This window comes from Deinococcus detaillensis (assembly GCF_007280555.1).
In the GTDB taxonomy this organism is placed as follows: Bacteria; Deinococcota; Deinococci; order Deinococcales; family Deinococcaceae; genus Deinococcus; species Deinococcus detaillensis.
Genome location: NZ_VKDB01000001.1, coordinates 86,228 through 102,899, shown reverse-complemented (window position 1 = coordinate 102,899; position 16,672 = coordinate 86,228). Strand labels below are relative to the sequence as shown.

Below are 16,672 nucleotides of genomic sequence, written 5' to 3'. Positions count from 1 at the left end.
TGTCCCTTCACTCACTCGCCATTCAGTGATAATTCTGGGGCAACAGGAGGCACACACCGTGAACATAACGATTTTTGGCGGGACGGGGCGCACAGGCAGCGAGATTCTTCGCCGCGCCTTGCAAGACGGCCATGAAGTCAGGGCGCTGGTCAGGTCGCCCGAAAAGAGTGCGGCGCAAGCAGGCCTGACACTGATTCAGGGCGATGTGCGAGACGCGGAAGCGGTCAGGCAGATCATCGCCGGAGCGGACGCCGTCGTGAGTGCCCTCGGAACAGATTCGGCGACCACGCTGACTGAGGCGACGGCGGCCATCATTCAAGGCATGAAAGAGCACGGCGTAGCGAGAATCGTCACCATCGGAACGGCGGGCATCTTGGAGAGCCGAACCGAGCCGGGCAAGCTGCGCTATCAGACCAGCGACTCGCGCCGTAAGCAGACCTTCGCCGCAGAGGAGCACCAAAAAGCGTATGAGATGCTGCGTGATTCTCCGCTCGACTGGACGGTCATCTGCCCGACCTATTTGCCGGATGGAGAAGCGGTCGGCGGCTACCGGACGCAGCGCGATTACCTTCCGGTGGACGGCCAGCAGATCTCCACCGGCGACACGGCGGCTTACGCCTACGCCGAACTGCTGGCAAAAAAGCACATCGGTTACCGGGTGGGCATCTCTTACTGACGGCGAGCCTTCAGTGCCAAGTCACCCACTGACCCGCTGCTCAGTGCGCTGCGGCCTTCTTCGGGCGCAGATGCAGCGCCGCCACGATGAGGCCGCCCACCAGCACGCCCACCACCGCAGACCCCAGCGTTTCGACCAGCCACTCTACAATTCCCTTTGCGAAGGGAACGGCCTGCCCAGCTCCCAACGCCAGATCGTGCAGGGTGTGGGCAGGCCAGCTCAGCCCGAACTTGTTGAGTCCGTCGGTGAGGATGTGGCCGCCGACCCACAGCATCGCCGCCGTACCGATCACCGAGAGGGCCGACATGACCACCGGCATGCCTTTGACCAGCCCGCGCCCCGCAGCCTGAGCGGTCTTGGAACCGGTGGCGGCCAAGCGAACACCCAGATCGTCGGCCTTGACGATCAGTCCCACCACGCCGTAGACCAACGCCGTGATCATCAGCGCCACCGCCACCAGGATGATGGCGCGGGCAAAAATCGGTTGATCCGCCACCTCGCCCAGCGAAATCGCCATGATTTCTGCCGACAAAATGAAGTCGGTGCGAATCGCGCCCGAGACCATCTGCTGCTCGTGGGCGTCGCTGCTCAGCTTGATGACAGCTTCTCCCTGTGTATCGTGGTGGCCCCACACAGCTTCATACAGCTTCTCGGCCCCCTCGAAGCACAGGTACGCTCCGCCCACCATCAGCAGCGGATTGAGCGCCCACGGCAAAAACTGGCTGAGCAGCAGCGCGGCGGGCAGGATGAACACGATCTTGTTTTTCAGCGACCCCTTGGCGATGCGCCAGATGATCGGCAACTCGCGCTCCGGCGTGAAGCCAGTGACGTAGCGGGGCGTGACCGCCGTGTCGTCGATCACCACACCGACGGCTTTGACGCCCGCCTTGCTGGCCGCCGCGCCGATGTCATCTATGGAGGCGGCGGCCAGCTTGGCGAGGGCGGCCACGTCGTCGAGCAGTGCCACCAAACCGCCGCTCATGCGAGCCGCTTTTCGGGCAGCGGGAACAGGTTGCCGGACATGAACTGGAGCGTCATCAGACTTTGCATTCTAGCAAGGGCGGAATCTACTTCACCAGTGAGTTAACGCTGACATGAATTGATAAAGATCCGTCAACATCTTCTCCGCAATTCAAAACAAAAAAACCCCGTCTGAGACGAGGTTTCTTGATCTGGCTCGGCAGGTAGGGGTCGAACCTACGACCATTCGATTAACAGTCGAACGCTCTGCCACTGAGCTACTCTCACGAGAAATACAACGTCTATTCCAGTATATTTCCTCAACTGAACCCTGTCAAAGCCTCTAGAGAACAAACGATTACAGGTACGCTCTAAACAGTGCTTCAGCCATTTCCCCAGCACTCAGAGAACCTTTGCACTCTCCCGTCTCAGCAGTCAGACTGTATGTATATTTCACCTATTAAAAAACTATTCAGAGGTATTCCAACTATGCAAAATTCCAAGGTCAGACAGCTACAAACTATCCAGAGTTCGCTCCTCGCGTTTTCCAAGGAGTTAGACGAGTTGCGTGAACTGGTCATCCGTAAGCCTGACACGAGAAAAGCTGTCCAGGGGCAACCCGTTACGCCGCACTACACTGCTATACACAAGGAAGAACTCGGACAGGGACGCACGAGAAGCTATGTGGTTTCCTATCAGGTCAACCCAAACGGAGAAATGCAAATTGTGAGTGTATCTGTGACTGATACTGATGCCTAAATCTCAAGAGTCATTTTCTGTCGCCTTGAACTTTTGACGCTAGATTAAGATATGGGGAGACAAGAGCGGCGGTTGAGAGAAAAGGGAGAGCGGCAAAATAAGGCGAAAGAAGTTTCTAGTTTGTCTTCTCATAAGCGTTTGGGAAAAGATCTTGTGCCCCAACTGATGAATAATATGAACGTGAGGTTTTCATCTTGGATGAATGTTCGGATGCCTGAAATGCTTTGGGCTACTCTTTTGGTCTCAACTCTTCCACGAGAAGACGCTCTCAAATTTTTTCGGATTTTCGCAGAAAACTTCTCTGCGCTCTCAGAAGAAAAACGTCCGAAAGACTTATTCATTTCAGATTTGGCGTCTATAGACTATATTGAACTTGAACGGGTTATAAGAGTCGCAATTGATGGTGTTCCCAATGCATCTTACGCTCTGCGACCGCTTCTGCTCTTCCCAAACATCCCTGGCAGAGCTGTATGGGAGTCGGTTCTATCCGCGCCCGATGAGAATGGGCCCATGCAAATTGTTGAAGCCGTTTCCAAAGTGCTTAACCATCAGTCCGAAGAGGCAACAGATTGTAGATGGATAAGGGTTGTCTACACCATGCTTTGCGGAAAATTGATGTTCCCAGAATCGCTAGCTGACTTAGCAAGAGAAATACTAGAATACCCTAATTGGGGTCAAATGGAGAAGGTACGTCCATCTGTTCGTGCAGCAGAAATAACCTTGAGCCAGGTACGGGAGCATGGTGGTCTGCCAAACGAAGAGACTGAATGGACAAAGCATTTCTGGGAGGTAGGGTTTCAAGCTACTCCCTGTCTCGTTGGTGAAAGGGTTCATCAAAATGAAGAAATTGATGTCAACATTTTTCAAGATGAAATTTTTAGACTCCGAACAGAAGTTTCAGAAGCATTCATTGACACACAGACAACATCAGCCATTGATACTCGGCATGATGGGGCATTTGGTTTAATTTTATACGCCATAGATATATGCTCTGAAATTTCTCAACCCAAAATTCATAACGGTACTTTGGGGCGAATCGGATTAAGAACCGTCGTAGAAATTTTCATCACATTAAGTTACCTGATCAAACTTGATGATCCAAAAAAATGGGAAGCGTATCGCAATTACGGTGCAGGTCAAGCCAAATTAGCTTTTTTAAAATTGCTTGATGTTGAGTCTCTGCCCGACTTTGTTGATATGGAAGCACTTGAGGATCTAGCTAACGAAGACTTATGGCAGGAATTTTTAACTATCAAGATCGGCAATTGGGATGCTGGCAATTTACGGAAGATGAGTGAAGCAGCCGATGAAAAAAACATATATGACTCATTCTATGATTGGACATCAGGCTACATTCACGGTCAATGGGGAGTAGTTAGAGACACTACCATGACCAATTGCGTGAATCCCTTACATAGGTTACACCGTGTACCCAAACAATATCAGGATTACAGAGCTTCGGTCATTGGTGATTTGCGAGTTCTACTCGCAAACATGGTGAATAAGCTTAAGGTAATCTATCCATATTGATGTATTTATTTCATTAATACGCATCGAAAATCTGAATTCGGCGCTTCAGATTTTTAAATTTTCTATTCATCTCGACGCTAAAGCGGTCTAAGATTCTTTTTCTACATTGAGGGTATGTCGGCACTCAAAAAATCGAAGATGTCTCTCCTCAGCGGCACTTTATAGCCAGTGGGTAAAGCATAGATACCTCCTCTAGTAATAGCCATGAAACCATTGCAATGCTGCTCCGACCCACGTAGAGAATTAATTGCAGAAAATCCGTAATATTTATTTTATTAAGTTCTTATTTTATTCACACATACTACTCTTCACTGTTCGGGTGACGTATATGGTCTTCTGATGTTACCCCGTTCCTCCGGTTGTGACACTTGGAAGCACGCCGCACCAGACAATATTGCTCTAGTTCTCCATCATCGCCTTTTTTGACTCTTCCCTCTACTCGTCTATAGAACTAAGAAGTAGTAAGCCTTCATTGAAACCTTATTTCACCTGAGGAGGTGGATTCTCCATGCCCTATCTTCCCCTAACTCCTGAGGGTCTGGATGTCCTTGTCTCCAGAACCTTCCGTGAAGCCTTGAGTTCATCGTTTGAAATTCGTACCCCTGAGGATTGGTTCTTCCTCGCTTACCTCCTGTTTGGAACCTTCAGAGATGACGACAATGGGGCGGCTGTGGTGGATAGAGTTTCTGTAGCTAACCTTTTCGGAGTTGAGCCAAAGTTGATTACTCAAGGTTTGTTCAGATCAAATTTTTTAATAGCTGAGTTTGCGACCCGAACTGGTTTGCAGCTTCATCTCACCAATTCAAATTCTATTGTGGGGAAAGCCCGCACATGTAGAATTGTATTAAACGAACATTTACAATCCCTTTTCGAGCAGTGTCAGATTGGGCAGATTGAGATGGTGTATTTCATCTCTGGCAAATCCTTCTCTGAACGTGAGGAGCAACGCCGAAGAATCCTTCGTGCTGACGCCCGCGCTAATTTTCCGCTCTCTTCTCTTCGTCCTAACTTCGCTGTAGGAACTGCTCTAAATAGACAACCTCCGAAAAGTTTTGCTCCCTTTGTCAAGCGCCTTACTCAAGCCTGTGAATATGTCTCCACCACCATGAGCGGCGATAAGCGGACGGGGCAACTCAGAATCCTTTCCACGCTCTCCACCTTTTTCCCTCCCACCTACAAGCAAGTTAGGAATTCAGAGCGCCTTTTTACGGTAGGAGATTCCGCTGCCTACCTTTCGTCGGATGTCCGCGACATCCTTTTTTCGGGTACTTGGTCAGCCGATTTGAGTAACGCGCATCTGGTCATTGCAGCGCGACTATGGGGTCTGGATGACTTGTTGAACCTTATTGAAGAAAAGGGGAGTATCTGGCCTTACTTGATGTGCGAACTCCAGCTTCCAATCGAGAAAAAACCCGAATTAAAAAAAGTTATCTATGCCACGGTGTACGGGAAACCAGTCCCTCAGCTGAAGGGGCAAATCACCCGCGAACTGGGAAGAGAGTTCACAGAGCGGTACATGTTGCTGCCGATGACTGCCACGCTGCTCGAAGGGCGCGAACAGCACATGGATGGCATTCGCTCAAACGGTGGCATTACGGATGCTTACGGCAAATTCCACGCTCTAACGGACACAGGCGAAAAGGGAGAATCAGCAGTTAGAACAATTCTTTCCCGTGAGGTGGGAAGCTATGAATTTAAGGTCATGTCTGCCGCCGCAGAAATCATTCGTGGTTCAAATGGGCAAGTCTGGATACCTCTTTGGCTTCACGATGGAATTTATGTGAAATTCCGAGATGCGGCGCGGGTAGAAAACTGGAAGCTCAAAATCACTGAGGCTGTAGCGCTTGAGTCATCCAAATATGGAATGCCCTTGAAGTTGGTATGGGAACTAAGTTGAGCAGAAACTTTCGCCTCTGCTCACTCTTTTTCGGATAAATTATTTACAGTCTGTCAACTGGAGAGAATCGAAGGTGAGCCGTTTTTAGGTCATCGTCTAAAAAATTCACGTAGCGCCGTGTCATCTCCAGATTGGTGTGTCCCATAATTTGCTGCAAGGTAAACACATCACCACCGTTCCTGAGAAACTCAACGGCAAACCCTCTACGAAAGGCATGAGGAGCCGTGTCTTCTCGCTCCATGCTCTGAGACTTTCCTAGTTTTGCAAGTCGGATACCGACACCACTTTTTGTGAGTTGTTGCCCCGTTCGGCTGAGGAAGGTATGCCTTACCCCAGCGTGGTTAGGCTTCCTTTCCTTGCGGAGATAATTGGTAACAGCCTGCATCGTTCTGGCTCCAATTGGGACAAACCTTTCCTTGCTCCCTTTGCCCATCACCCGCAGTAAACCTCTCTCGAAGAGCAAATCCTCAAGCTTCAGCTCTGTGAGTTCCTGTAGACGTATGCCAGTATCGAAAAGGGTAAGTACTAGGGCAACGTCTCTGCTGGGCTGTTCTGATGCCTTACACGAGGAAAGGAGCTGCTTTACTCTTTCATTCGTGACCGTAGGATGGCGCTCTTTAGGGAGAGACGGTAAGCCAAGCCGTTTTGCTGGGTTGTGAGGAATCAATTCTTCCTCTGAGGCCCAATTGAATAATGCCCGTATGGCTCTGCCATGTCCGTGAATCCCACCTGGAGCCAACCCTTTTTCTTCAAGGGAGAGCAGGAATCCACGGAGGTGGAGGACAGAGAGGGTTGAATTCTCAAGTTCCTGTGCAGCGAGGTAGCGCCCGAAGACCCGCTGGGTACACTCGTAGTACTTCATCGTGGCCTTGCTTCTCCGCTTGACCTTGAGATGGTAGAAAAACTGCTGCCAGAGTTCATCGGTGGTCATCATCACACGACTCCTTTCTGACGTTGTTTTGGTAACTCGGAGAGCGAATGATTACAGCTCAGCACGCTCAAAAATCCTCGTGTGTAGCCTCGCCTCAAAACGAAAAAACCCCGTCATAAACGAGGTCTCTTTGATCTGGCTCGGCAGGTAGGGGTCGAACCTACGACCATTCGATTAACAGTCGAACGCTCTGCCACTGAGCTACTGCCGAACACCGCTTGAAGCAGGACACAACTTCAGCGACAGGAAGGATAGCAGTCCTGGGCAAAAGGTGCAAGTCCCCGCCCTGCGGCGTGCCCAGTCAGGCGCTAGGCTGGGCGCATGTCTTCTTACGCGACGGCCGACCTCTGCGACGCCTTTCCCGCTGTGCAAGTTTCTGCTCCTGTATGGCGCGATTACGGCGGCCTTATCCGTTTTAGCGGCAGGGTTATGACCCTTAAAGTGGAGGAAGACAACAGCTTGGTGCGGGCTGAACTGCAAACGCCGGGCGAGGGCCGGGTGCTGGTCGTCGACGCGGGCGGCTCGCTGAACTGCGCTTTGGTGGGCGGCCAACTGGCCCACCTGGGCGTGCAAAACGGCTGGGCGGGCGTGGTCCTGCACGGCTGCGTGCGCGACACCGCTGAGCTCGGCGGGCAAAAGCTGGGCGTCAAGGCGCTGGGCACCCATCCCCGCCGCAGCGAGAAGCGGGGCGGGGGGCTACGCGGTGGAGCGCTGGAATTTGCCGGACTCCACATTGAGCCTGGCGACTGGCTCTACGCCGATGAGGACGGCCTGTTGGTGTCGGCCAGCGAGCTGCACCTGACCGGGAGCAGAGAGTAGCGGCTCGGCCCACTTCTATTGCCCCGACTCATTCCCGCGCCGTAGAGGTGAGCGGGCTCGGGCAGATGCTCTAGGCAACGGATAATCAAACCAAAATAGCCTATACGGCCCGCTGGCCTAGCGCTTAGACTCATTTCCATGACGACCTCCCTCCCCCAAGGCTTTCAGACCGCCGCCCTCGCTACCGGAATCAAGCCCAGCGGCAAGCTCGACCTCACCGCCGTGGTGTCGCGCACGCCGTGCGTCTGGGCCTTTGCCGGAACGCGCAGCGCTGCCGCCGCCGCCTGCGTGACCCGCGCCCGGCAGCTCTACGACGCGGGCCTGCCGCTGCGGGCCATTTTGGTCAACTCGGGGGTCGCCAACGCCGCCACAGGTGAGGGCGGAGCCACAGACAACACCGAGATGAGCGAGCTGCTGGCCGGAGCACTCGATATCACCCCAGAAAGCGTGCTGAGCGCTTCCACCGGCATCATCGGTCACCGCTTGCCGATGGACAAAGTGCGCAGCGGCGTCCCAAAGTTGGCCAGCGAAGTACAAGGAGACGTGGACATTCACGCGCAGGCGATCATGACCACCGACACCCGCCCCAAGATCGCGGAGCGCACCCTGTCGGGCGGGCAGCGTATCGTGGGCGTAGCCAAGGGTAGCGGCATGATTCACCCTGATATGGCCACCATGTTCTCGTTCGTCTACAGCGACGCGGCGATTGATCAGGCAGCGCTGCGGGCGGCCTTTCCGGCGATTGTGGCCCGCACCTTCAATGCCGTAACGGTGGACGGCGACACCTCCACCAACGACATGGCGGCGGTGCTGTGCAACGCGGAAGCGGGCGCTGCCGATACCGCCGAGTTTCTGGCGACTTTGGAAGAAGTTATGCGCGACCTGGCCCGCGAAATCGCCCGCGACGGCGAGGGCGCGACCACCCTGCTGACTGTCAAAGTGACTGGCGCGGGCACCGAGGCCGACGCGCTGTTGGCGGCCCGCACCTGTGCCGGAAGTGCGCTGCTCAAAAGTGCGGTGCATGGCCGCGATCCCAACTGGGGCCGGGTGATTGCCGCGCTGGGCCGCAGCGGAGCCAGACTCAACCTCGATAACCTGCGAGTGGGCGTGCAGGGCGTGCCAGTCTTTCACGCCCAGCCGCTTCAGTACGACGCCGTGGCCGTTTCTAAGGCCATGAACGCCGAGGAAGTCGTTTTTGAAATCGACCTCGCCGTGGGCCAGAGTAAGGGCGAAGCGTGGGGCTGCGACCTCAGCGCCGACTACGTGCGGATCAACGCCGATTACACGACTTGAGTGCGGCGGCGGCCCGGCTTCTTGACAGCCCGTAGGGCCGCTGATAAGCTACCTACCGCTTGTGAAGGCTTTGGCCGGAGCATGAGCGGTGCGCGGGTGTAGCTCAGTTGGTTAGAGCGCACGCCTGATAAGCGTGAGGTCCCCAGTTCAAGTCTGGGCATCCGCACCAACTAGACCCAGCCTCGTCTTAGACGGGGTTTTTTTGTTGCTTCGGAAATGGTGGACTGAGTTTGAGCGGCAGTGACCGTGCTCTCTTGCCACACGCCAAAACACGTCGCCGAGAGCTGCCCAGCCCTACCGATCTTCGGGACAGATTCTTATGTCACCTGCGAGTCGTGGTGCGCGGCAAGGCAACACTGAGCTTCCACGGGGTGACCCGAACCAAGCTGGAGCACTTTCGAGCGGCTGGGCGACCTGACTGAGAGAGGCAGCGTCACTGACCTGAATTTCAGAATCTTAAGAATAAATGAATGCTTTTCCGTAAACCTTCTCACATGCTGCACAGGAATGCTGAAGGGGTCGCAGCAACTTCACGGCGGCAAAGGAACCCACCATGACAAACCGTATACCTCTTCAGATCGGCTGGGACATGACCGAGCCGGACGCGGCCCTCAGCGCTTTTCTGGCCAGCTTGCCCGCCCGCCCACAGCTTCTGGGCTTGGGAGAGCCGACCCACGGTGTCGAGGCCTTCCCCGTTTGGCGCAACCGCGTCTTCGAGTCGTTGGTAAAAACGCAGGGATTTTGCTCGATTGCCATCGAGAGCGACGTGTTTGCCGGAATGCGGGCCAGCGCCTACGTCACTTCAGGTCAAGGCACGCTGGATCAAGTGATGGAGGGCGGCTTCAGCCACGGCTTCGGCCAGATCAAAGCCAATCGCGACCTGCTGGCCTGGATGCGGGGCATCAATGCTGAGCGCCCTGAAGCACGGGGCGTGAGGTTTTACGGCTTTGATCCTCCTATCGAGAACCTGTGGGCGGCCAGCCCGCGCCACGCCCTGCTCGGTCTCCACGCGTTTCTGGCGCGGCACTTCGCCCACCTGCCGGTTGACCGGGGTACCCTCGAACAACGCTGCGGAGACGACGCCCGCTGGACCAACCCTGCCGCCGCCATGAACCCCAGCCAGTCGGTCGGGGCCACACAGGACGCCCGGCAACTGCGGGTGCTGACCGATGATTTGCTGGCCTTTTTAGATACCCAGCTTCCCGGCCTCGCGGCGCAGGACGGCATCTGTCCAGACCAAGTTTGGCAAGCGCAGTTGAGCGCCCGAACGGCTCTGGGTCTGCTGCGTTATCACGCCGTCCTTGCCAGTTCGTCACCGCAGCGCATTTCACAGCTCTTGGGACTGCGGGACGCGATGATGGCCGAAAACCTGACCGCCATCGCCGAGCAGGAACGGCCACGCGGCCCCACGCTGGTCTTTGCCCACAGCTCGCATCTTCAGCGCGGAGCCAGCCAGATCAGAATGGACAGCATGAACGCCGACTGGTGGCCCGCCGGAGCGCATCTGGCCGCCCACTGGGGCCAGCAGTACGCCTTTATCGGCATGGCCAGCGGGACGAACCTGGGTCTGCCCGCACCTTACCCAGAGCCAGTGACCCCACACTTGTACGCCGCCCCAGCGCTGACGCCCCTCCTGTCAGCAGGCCAGCAGAGGAAAGCAGAAAAGAACGCCGCCAGTTCTCCCTTGTCCCTTGAACGCCTCCCACAGAGCGACGGAGTGCTTTTCTTGCCGGTTCCTGCTCAGGAATGAAGAGGGCACGGGTGACGAGATTCTGTCCAGCGGATTCGGGCCGTCCAAACACTGCCGCCGGCCCAAGCTGTTGTTCAGGGCGCTTCGGCCTCAGTTCGCTCTGCGCCTTGCTCAGCGTCCTCGTCACCCATCAAGTGCTCGACCTGCTCGGCGTCCAGATGCTCGTGGGGGTGAATGGGCTGAAGGTGCGGGGCTGGAGGCAGTTGGCTGGGTGCGGGCCCCTGCTCGGCAGGCTGCTCTTCTTCAGCGGGGCGGGGAACGGCGGCCAGCGTGTTGAGATCAATATTCAAATCTTTCTCGTTGGGCATGGCTCATCATGCGCCCCGCCGGTCAGGGCCAATGTCAGACGCAGATTGGGCCAAGTTTGGGCGAAACTTGAACGCCTTCACACGTAACCGAGCACGTGGTGTAACCATAGGAAATTCACCTGAGCATTCTGCTGGGCATGAGACTCCCGATCAATTCAATCTGTCCTCCGTGTATCTCGGCACCACCACCCTCACCGCGCCTTAAAGCCCCAACTCGGCCCGTTGCGCTTTGGTCAGTCCCTTCACCACCAAGGCGTAACTGGCCCGCAGCAGCTCGCCACTGAGGTCATCCGGCAGGCCACCGAGGGGCAGCGTGATCCAGTGGCGCTTGTTGAGGTGGTACCCCGCCGTGATGGCCGAGTGCGCCGCCCGCAACTCGTCGCCGCGCTCAGGCCGCACTTTCAGCGAGAGGGTCGGCGATTCGGCGTCCAGGCCGCACAGGGCATACATCTTGCCGCCCACTTTCAGCACCAGAGTATCTAGGCCAAACGGGAAGGTTTCCTGTGACTGCGGCAGCGCGGCGCAGGCTTCACGGAGAGCGGTGACAGACTTCATGGCTTGATTGTGCCCGCATTTGGCTTGCAGTTGCGTGGGTCTGGCCCCGCTACACTCGGCGCATGACGGACTTCTTGGTATTGGGCGCAGGCGTCGCCGGACTGGCAGCGGCGCGTGATCTGGCCGCTGCTGGAATGCGCGTACAGGTGCTCGACAAATCGCGGGGCGTGTCGGGCCGAGCCGCCACCAAACGCTTTAAAGATTCACACGGTGAGGGGCTGCGCTTGGATCACGGCGCACGCTTTATGACCGCTCGGCACGCCCGCACACATGCGCTGGTCAGCGAGGGGCTGGAAGCGGGCTGGCTCAGCGAGTGGACACGCAGCGTTCCCGAATGGAAGGAGGGCCGCCTGATCGCCGCTCCAGACGGCCACCCACGCTATGTGGGCGCGGCGGGCATGAGCGACATCGGCAAAGCGCTGGCCGAGGGACTGGACGTCAAAACGGGCGTCCAGATCACCCAAATTGAGCGGCGTGACGGACAGTGGCAACTCCACAGCGCCGACGGGCAAATGTTTGGAGCGAAGACCTTGCTACTCAACGCGCCCGCCCCGCAACTCGCCGCCCTGCTGGGAGAACAAGATCAGACTGGGACGCTGAGCGCCGTCACTTTTCAGCCGTGCTGGGCAGTAGGCGTGGCGCTAGCAGCCGACCTTGAAGTTAATTGGCCTGCTCTGCGCGTCAGCAACCATCCGGCGCTGGAATGGGTGGCCCGCGAACACACCAAACGGCTCAGTTTGTCCGGGCCCAACCCGCCCTCGCTGATGCTGCACGCCCGCGCCGATTGGAGTGTTCAGCACCTCGAAGACTCGCCGCAGCAAGTCACGGCCCTGCTGCTCGAAGCGGCCCGGGAGATCGTCGGCGACTTTGAAGTGCTGGGCAGCTTTGCCCACCGCTGGCGCTACGCCACACCAGATCAGCGCTTCGCGGAAGCGTGCGGCTGGCTGCCGGATCAGCGGCTTGGCTGGTGCGGCGATTGGTGCCGCAGCGACGAACACGGCCCGCGCATGGAGGCGGCGCTGCTCAGCGGCTGGGCACTGGCCGAGCGGGTTTGAGCCAGTTGGCTTGCGGCGGTTGTTAAACCGCTTTGCCCAAACCATTAAACCCACAAAAAAGAGGGAGACTGGCCCGAACAGCTCGGCCGTCTCCCTCTCTACATGTATTCTCAGGCGTCTTGGTAGGTCTTCTCAATCGGCATACCCACCGCGTTGCCCCACTCGGTCCACGAGCCGTCGTAGTTGCGAACCTTGGGGTAGCCGAGCAACTCGCGCAGCACGAACCACGAGTGGCTGCTGCGCTCAGCGATGCGGCAGTAGGCGATCACGTCTTTGTCAGGCGTGACGCCTTCGCCGCCGTAGAGGGCGCTCAGCTCGTCGGCGCTCTTGAAGGTGCCGTCTTCGTTGGTGGCCTTGGCCCAGGGAATGCTGCGGGCACCGGGGATGTGACCGCCGCGCAGCACGCCTTCTTGCGGATACGCGGGCATGTGGGTGACTTTGCCGGAAAACTCGTCGGGGCTGCGGACATCCACGAGTGCGCCTTGTCCCGCCTGCACTTTCTCAATGTGCGCTCTGACTTCTTCGCGGTAAGCCCGCAAAGACTCGTCGCGCTTGAGTGCCGGATAAGGGCTGGGCGCGACTTCGGTGGGCGTGGTGACGAGTTCACGGTTCTCGGCCACCCATTTCTGACGGCCCCCGTTCATCAGCTTGAGGTTCTTGACGCCGTTGTAGCTCAGAAACCAGTAGGCATACGAAGCCCACCAGTTGCTTTTGTCGCCGTAGAGAATCAGGGTGTCGCCGTCTTTGAGACCCAGACGGCCCAGAAGCGCGGAAAGCTGCTCGGCAGAGATAAACTCGCGCATCACCGGTTCCCAGAAGTCGCCTTGCCAATCCACCTTGACCGCTCCCTCGATGTGGCCGGTTTCAAACAGCAAGATGTCTTCGTTGACTTCGATCAATCGCACGCCCGCGTCTTTGTGGTGTTCGGCCACCCAATCGGTGCTGACCAGTACATCTTTTACATATTCCATTTGCGTTCTCCTTGTGCTCTTTAGTGTCGGCTTTCTTCGCGCCTTGATAGTGGGATTCTGGCTTAATTGACAAAACCTGTCAACTGGTCGGGCGTTACCATGCGGGCAAGAGCGGGGACAGTAAACTGAAACCATGAATGAGCCGACCCCCGCCTTGCCCGAAAAGTTGCAGGAGATCGTGACCCTGTTTCGCAGCGCTCCCAAGCCGCTCAGGCTCCAAGCTTTGCTGGAATACAGCAAAAAGCTGCCCGCCCTGCCGGAGAAGTACGCCCAGCATCCCGAATTTATGCAGCCGGTACCGGAATGCGCCTCACCCTTTTTTCTGGTCACCGAAAATGACGGTGAAGGCGTGCAGATGTATTTCAAGGTGCCTGCCGAGGCTCCCACCGTGCGCGGCTACGCGGGCATTTTGTCGGAAGGACTGGCCGGAGCGACCCGCGAGCAGATTTTGAATATTCCCGATCAATTTTATATGGACATGGGCCTGAGCGAACTGATTACCCCGATGCGCCTGCGCGGTATGGGCGCAATTTTGATGCGCCTCAAAAACGAAGTACGCAGTGACAAGGGCCAGCCACAGGAAGAAGCCGTACCCGCCAACTGAGACAGTGTAGTTAATCTGACATTCATTCATGGAGAGGGCGGCGGCCTAAAGCATCAAAGGTGAGCTTGATGGGACTACGCTAAGAAGCGGAGGAACTTCCCATGAGCCGATTGCCCCGCGCTGCTTTTTGGCTTCCTGTTCTCACGCTCTCTGCCCTCGCTGTGGGCCTGAGTACCGCCCACAGCCAAAGCACCAATGCCCCACCGGCGGGCGATCCGCTGGCCATCAAGGCTGGCCCGCCCAATGCCCAACGCGGCGAGACGCTGACCAAAAGCTGTCAGGGCTGTCACGGCCCGATGGGTCACAGTACAGAGTCGGACAAACCCTCGCTGGGTGGGCAGATTCCCAGCTATACGACGCTGCAACTGGCCGCCTTCCGGGCCAAGCTGCGCCCCAGCCAGATCATGCAGGCCATCGCCGCCAACCTGAGTGATCAGGACATCGTGGATTTGGCAGCTTACTACGCCCAGCAAACGCCGCGTGGAGCCTGGGACGCCAACGCCGCGCTGAAGGCCAAGGGCGAGCAGATTTACGACAACGGCATCGTCGGGCGCAATGTCACGGCCTGCGTGGTCTGTCACGGCGCGAATGGGCGAGGCTCTAATTACCTGCACGTCGCCAGCATCACCCACCAGTCTCCCAAATACACCCTGGAAGTGCTGAATGAATTCAAGAGCGTGCCAGATTACAAGCTGGCCTACCCCAACGCCATGCACATCGTCACCGCCCAGATGACCGACGACGAACTGAGCGCCGTGACGGCTTACCTCAGCAGCATGGGCGCAGGCAAGTAAGGGATTTTAGAAAGGAGACAGGGGAGGAGGCCATCCGGCGGCCCTTCTCCCAGCCCCCCACGTTTTGTGCCTTCATGCGCCCTTGCCCCTTGGGGCGGGTGTAGCATGGCCGCATTGTGAGCGCCCCCAGTTCTGCCCGCCCCACACTCAAAACGTACTTGTCGCTGGTCAAGTTCGAGCACACCGTCTTCGCGCTGCCGTTCGCCTACGCCGGAATGCTGCTGGCGGCTCAGGAACTGCGCGGAAACGGCTGGCCGGGCCTCAGCACCCTGATCTGGGTCACGCTAGCGATGGCCGGAGCCAGAACCGCCGCGATGGGCGCAAACCGGGTGATCGACCGGGCCATCGACGCTGGGAACCCGCGCACAGCGGGCCGCGAGGTGCCCAGCGGCAAAGTGTCTCCGGCACAGGCGTGGGGGCTGGTGATCATCAGCTTGGTGGTGATGACGTTCTCGGCGGCCCAGCTCAATCCGCTGTGCTTGGCGCTGCTCCCACTCGCCGCCGCCTTTCTGATCGGCTATCCGTACATCAAGAGGTTTTCGTGGCTGTGCCATGTCTGGCTGGGCGTCACCGACGGCGCGGCGGCGGCGGGCGGCTGGATCGCCGTGACCGGCCACTTTGGCGCGGGCGCGTGGATCTTGTGGGCCATCGTCATCTTCTGGATGGTGGGCCTGGACGTGATCTACGCGACGATGGATTACGACTTTGACCGCGCCAACAATGTCAAGAGCATCCCCGCCCGCTTCGGAATTCCAGCGGCCCTCAAGATCGCCGCAGTCAGCCACGCGCTGACGTTCGCGTTGCTGATCGCTCTGGGCGTGGTGCTGGGCACCAGCTTTTGGTACTTTCTGGCGGCGGGCGCAATGGGCGCGATTTTGCTGTATGAACACCGCTTGGTCAATCCCAACGACCTGACCAAAGCCAACGTCGCCTTTTTTGACGCCAACATGTGGCTGGCCCTGACCATGCTGGCGGGTGTGGTGATTGACGTGGCGTGGCGGACACTGCGCTGAAAATGGGGTTGGGGTGGGCTGAGTTGACCGCCGCCGCTTCACTGGTGCCTTCAGCGGCGTCCGAGGCGTTTGCCGCCGGCGAAGACCAGCAGGCCCTCACGCTGCTGCGCCGCGCCCGTGACGGGCAGCCGGCGCAGTCGGCGCAGTGGGCCTACCTAGAGCGGCTGACCGGCCTGGTGCTGATTCACCTTCAGCGCGAAGTGGAAGGCACCTTCGCCCTAGATCGGGCCGATGCGCTGTTGGAAGCTTTCGGCTGGCCCATGCCGACGCTGGACGCGCTGACCGGAGACTGAATTCGGCGCTCCCCAGACGCTAGACTCCTAACATGTTGGAAACGTCCGTCGAGGACTTCGTCTCACGCTTTGAAGCCGACGCCGCCGAGGGTCAGCTTTACCCGCAGCCCGAAGGCAGCCCGCTGATGGAATTCGTGTCGGGGGGCCGCACGCTGTACCTGTTTGACCGGACTGGGCCGTACACCGCCAAACCCGGCGCGGCCCGCGTGATCGTTCACGGCACCTTCGCCCGCTTTGCCAAGCTGGCCAGCGTCCCTGAACCCTTAACCAAGTTGGCGGCGGTGGGCATTTCCGGTATGGAAGGCGTCGGCCAGATCACGCGGCTGGCCTCGCGCTTCACGGTGGTGGTGCAGGCCCGCTTGCCGCTGGTGCTGTCGAGCTTCACGCCGCTGCCGGAGCTGGAGGCCGGCGATTGGCTGAGCTTTGAGACGCAGCCGCCGCTGCACGGCTTTTTGGCGCATTAG

Annotated in this window: 17 protein-coding genes and 2 tRNA genes; 13 read left to right on the top strand and 6 right to left on the bottom strand. The window is 57.8% G+C overall.

Annotated elements, in window-relative coordinates; translation table 11 throughout:
* The first annotated feature begins 58 nt into the window (after positions 1-58).
* Entirely contained in the window at positions 59-676 is a 618-nt protein-coding gene (locus tag FNU79_RS00555; protein ID WP_143718991.1) for an NAD(P)-dependent oxidoreductase, read from the top strand.
* A gap of 40 nt (positions 677-716) precedes the next feature.
* On the opposite strand, the gene FNU79_RS00550 is transcribed toward FNU79_RS00555, so the two are convergent.
* A complete protein-coding gene (locus FNU79_RS00550) occupies positions 717-1,658 on the bottom strand; it encodes a DUF808 domain-containing protein (RefSeq protein WP_143718990.1) in 942 nt (313 codons plus the stop codon).
* Positions 1,659-2,467: 809 nt separating this feature from the next.
* Here FNU79_RS00550 and FNU79_RS00540 point away from each other — a divergent pair.
* Together FNU79_RS00540 and FNU79_RS00535 are read left to right on the top strand one after the other, a co-directional pair.
* Positions 2,468-3,925 (top strand): DUF5677 domain-containing protein, encoded by a 1,458-nt coding sequence (locus FNU79_RS00540; RefSeq protein WP_185974565.1) that lies wholly within the window; start codon positions 2,468-2,470, stop codon positions 3,923-3,925.
* A gap of 508 nt (positions 3,926-4,433) precedes the next feature.
* Positions 4,434-5,822 carry a hypothetical protein gene (locus FNU79_RS00535; protein ID WP_143718988.1) on the top strand — a complete coding sequence of 463 codons (1,389 nt, stop codon included), beginning with the start codon at positions 4,434-4,436 and terminating at the stop codon, positions 5,820-5,822.
* Positions 5,823-5,865: 43 nt separating this feature from the next.
* Here the strand turns inward: FNU79_RS00535 and FNU79_RS00530 are convergent, their stop codons facing one another.
* Complete coding sequence (locus FNU79_RS00530; protein WP_225429787.1) at positions 5,866-6,756, bottom strand: tyrosine-type recombinase/integrase; 891 nt, start codon at positions 6,754-6,756, stop codon at positions 5,866-5,868.
* Positions 6,757-6,889: 133 nt separating this feature from the next.
* Positions 6,890-6,964: transfer RNA gene (locus FNU79_RS00525), tRNA-Asn, on the bottom strand.
* Positions 6,965-7,074: 110 nt separating this feature from the next.
* On the opposite strand from FNU79_RS00525, the gene rraA reads away from it, so the two are divergent.
* The 4 genes from rraA (at position 7,075) to FNU79_RS00505 (ending at position 10,615) form a co-directional block, all read left to right on the top strand.
* Positions 7,075-7,572: a ribonuclease E activity regulator RraA gene (gene rraA / locus FNU79_RS00520; protein WP_143718987.1), complete on the top strand. Its 498-nt coding sequence runs from the start codon at positions 7,075-7,077 to the stop codon at positions 7,570-7,572.
* 138 nt (positions 7,573-7,710) lie between these two features.
* The gene (gene argJ / locus FNU79_RS00515; protein ID WP_143718986.1) at positions 7,711-8,865 is read left to right on the top strand and encodes a bifunctional glutamate N-acetyltransferase/amino-acid acetyltransferase ArgJ; all 1,155 of its coding nucleotides are present in this window, start codon (positions 7,711-7,713) and stop codon (positions 8,863-8,865) included.
* A 92-nt stretch (positions 8,866-8,957) separates the two neighbouring features.
* A tRNA-Ile gene (locus tag FNU79_RS00510) sits at positions 8,958-9,034 on the top strand.
* A 384-nt stretch (positions 9,035-9,418) separates the two neighbouring features.
* Positions 9,419-10,615, top strand: a complete 1,197-nt coding sequence (locus FNU79_RS00505) for an erythromycin esterase family protein (RefSeq protein WP_185974564.1) — start codon at positions 9,419-9,421, stop codon at positions 10,613-10,615.
* Between the two features lie 74 nt (positions 10,616-10,689).
* On the opposite strand, the gene FNU79_RS00500 is transcribed toward FNU79_RS00505, so the two are convergent.
* A complete protein-coding gene (locus tag FNU79_RS00500) occupies positions 10,690-10,923 on the bottom strand; it encodes a hypothetical protein (RefSeq protein ID WP_143718985.1) in 234 nt (77 codons plus the stop codon).
* A gap of 201 nt (positions 10,924-11,124) precedes the next feature.
* Positions 11,125-11,478, bottom strand: coding sequence for an MmcQ/YjbR family DNA-binding protein (locus tag FNU79_RS00495; protein WP_143718984.1), 354 nt, complete (start codon positions 11,476-11,478; stop codon positions 11,125-11,127).
* A 62-nt stretch (positions 11,479-11,540) separates the two neighbouring features.
* Here FNU79_RS00495 and FNU79_RS00490 point away from each other — a divergent pair, with 62 nt between their 5' ends.
* A complete protein-coding gene (locus tag FNU79_RS00490; protein WP_143718983.1) occupies positions 11,541-12,533 on the top strand; it encodes an NAD(P)/FAD-dependent oxidoreductase in 993 nt (330 codons plus the stop codon).
* Positions 12,534-12,643: 110 nt separating this feature from the next.
* Here the strand turns inward: FNU79_RS00490 and FNU79_RS00485 are convergent, their stop codons facing one another.
* The gene (locus FNU79_RS00485; protein WP_143718982.1) at positions 12,644-13,504 is read right to left on the bottom strand and encodes a sulfurtransferase; all 861 of its coding nucleotides are present in this window, start codon (positions 13,502-13,504) and stop codon (positions 12,644-12,646) included.
* A gap of 133 nt (positions 13,505-13,637) precedes the next feature.
* Here FNU79_RS00485 and FNU79_RS00480 point away from each other — a divergent pair, with 133 nt between their 5' ends.
* The 5 genes from FNU79_RS00480 to FNU79_RS00460 all read left to right on the top strand — a co-directional run bounded on the left by FNU79_RS00480 (position 13,638) and on the right by FNU79_RS00460 (position 16,672).
* Positions 13,638-14,108, top strand: coding sequence for a SufE family protein (locus FNU79_RS00480; RefSeq protein WP_124870624.1), 471 nt, complete (start codon positions 13,638-13,640; stop codon positions 14,106-14,108).
* 101 nt (positions 14,109-14,209) lie between these two features.
* Positions 14,210-14,902 carry a c-type cytochrome gene (locus FNU79_RS00475; protein ID WP_124870627.1) on the top strand — a complete coding sequence of 231 codons (693 nt, stop codon included), beginning with the start codon at positions 14,210-14,212 and terminating at the stop codon, positions 14,900-14,902.
* 116 nt (positions 14,903-15,018) lie between these two features.
* A complete protein-coding gene (gene mqnP, locus FNU79_RS00470) occupies positions 15,019-15,915 on the top strand; it encodes a menaquinone biosynthesis prenyltransferase MqnP (RefSeq protein WP_164473450.1) in 897 nt (298 codons plus the stop codon).
* A 23-nt stretch (positions 15,916-15,938) separates the two neighbouring features.
* Positions 15,939-16,208 carry a hypothetical protein gene (locus tag FNU79_RS00465; RefSeq protein ID WP_225429786.1) on the top strand — a complete coding sequence of 90 codons (270 nt, stop codon included), beginning with the start codon at positions 15,939-15,941 and terminating at the stop codon, positions 16,206-16,208.
* Positions 16,209-16,240: 32 nt separating this feature from the next.
* A complete protein-coding gene (locus tag FNU79_RS00460) occupies positions 16,241-16,672 on the top strand; it encodes a hypothetical protein (protein WP_143718981.1) in 432 nt (143 codons plus the stop codon).

Coding starts and splice junctions, on each gene's coding strand:
- rraA (WP_143718987.1), top strand. CDS start 7,075: ATGTCTTCTTACGCGACGGCCGACCTCTGCGACGCCTTTCCCGCTGTG.
- FNU79_RS00460 (WP_143718981.1), top strand. CDS start 16,241: ATGTTGGAAACGTCCGTCGAGGACTTCGTCTCACGCTTTGAAGCCGAC.
- FNU79_RS00535 (WP_143718988.1), top strand. CDS start 4,434: ATGCCCTATCTTCCCCTAACTCCTGAGGGTCTGGATGTCCTTGTCTCC.
- FNU79_RS00495 (WP_143718984.1), bottom strand. CDS start 11,478: ATGAAGTCTGTCACCGCTCTCCGTGAAGCCTGCGCCGCGCTGCCGCAG.
- FNU79_RS00480 (WP_124870624.1), top strand. CDS start 13,638: ATGAATGAGCCGACCCCCGCCTTGCCCGAAAAGTTGCAGGAGATCGTG.
- FNU79_RS00475 (WP_124870627.1), top strand. CDS start 14,210: ATGAGCCGATTGCCCCGCGCTGCTTTTTGGCTTCCTGTTCTCACGCTC.
- FNU79_RS00550 (WP_143718990.1), bottom strand. CDS start 1,658: ATGAGCGGCGGTTTGGTGGCACTGCTCGACGACGTGGCCGCCCTCGCC.
- FNU79_RS00505 (WP_185974564.1), top strand. CDS start 9,419: ATGACAAACCGTATACCTCTTCAGATCGGCTGGGACATGACCGAGCCG.
- FNU79_RS00530 (WP_225429787.1), bottom strand. CDS start 6,756: ATGATGACCACCGATGAACTCTGGCAGCAGTTTTTCTACCATCTCAAG.
- FNU79_RS00485 (WP_143718982.1), bottom strand. CDS start 13,504: ATGGAATATGTAAAAGATGTACTGGTCAGCACCGATTGGGTGGCCGAA.
- FNU79_RS00490 (WP_143718983.1), top strand. CDS start 11,541: ATGACGGACTTCTTGGTATTGGGCGCAGGCGTCGCCGGACTGGCAGCG.
- argJ (WP_143718986.1), top strand. CDS start 7,711: ATGACGACCTCCCTCCCCCAAGGCTTTCAGACCGCCGCCCTCGCTACC.
- FNU79_RS00500 (WP_143718985.1), bottom strand. CDS start 10,923: ATGCCCAACGAGAAAGATTTGAATATTGATCTCAACACGCTGGCCGCC.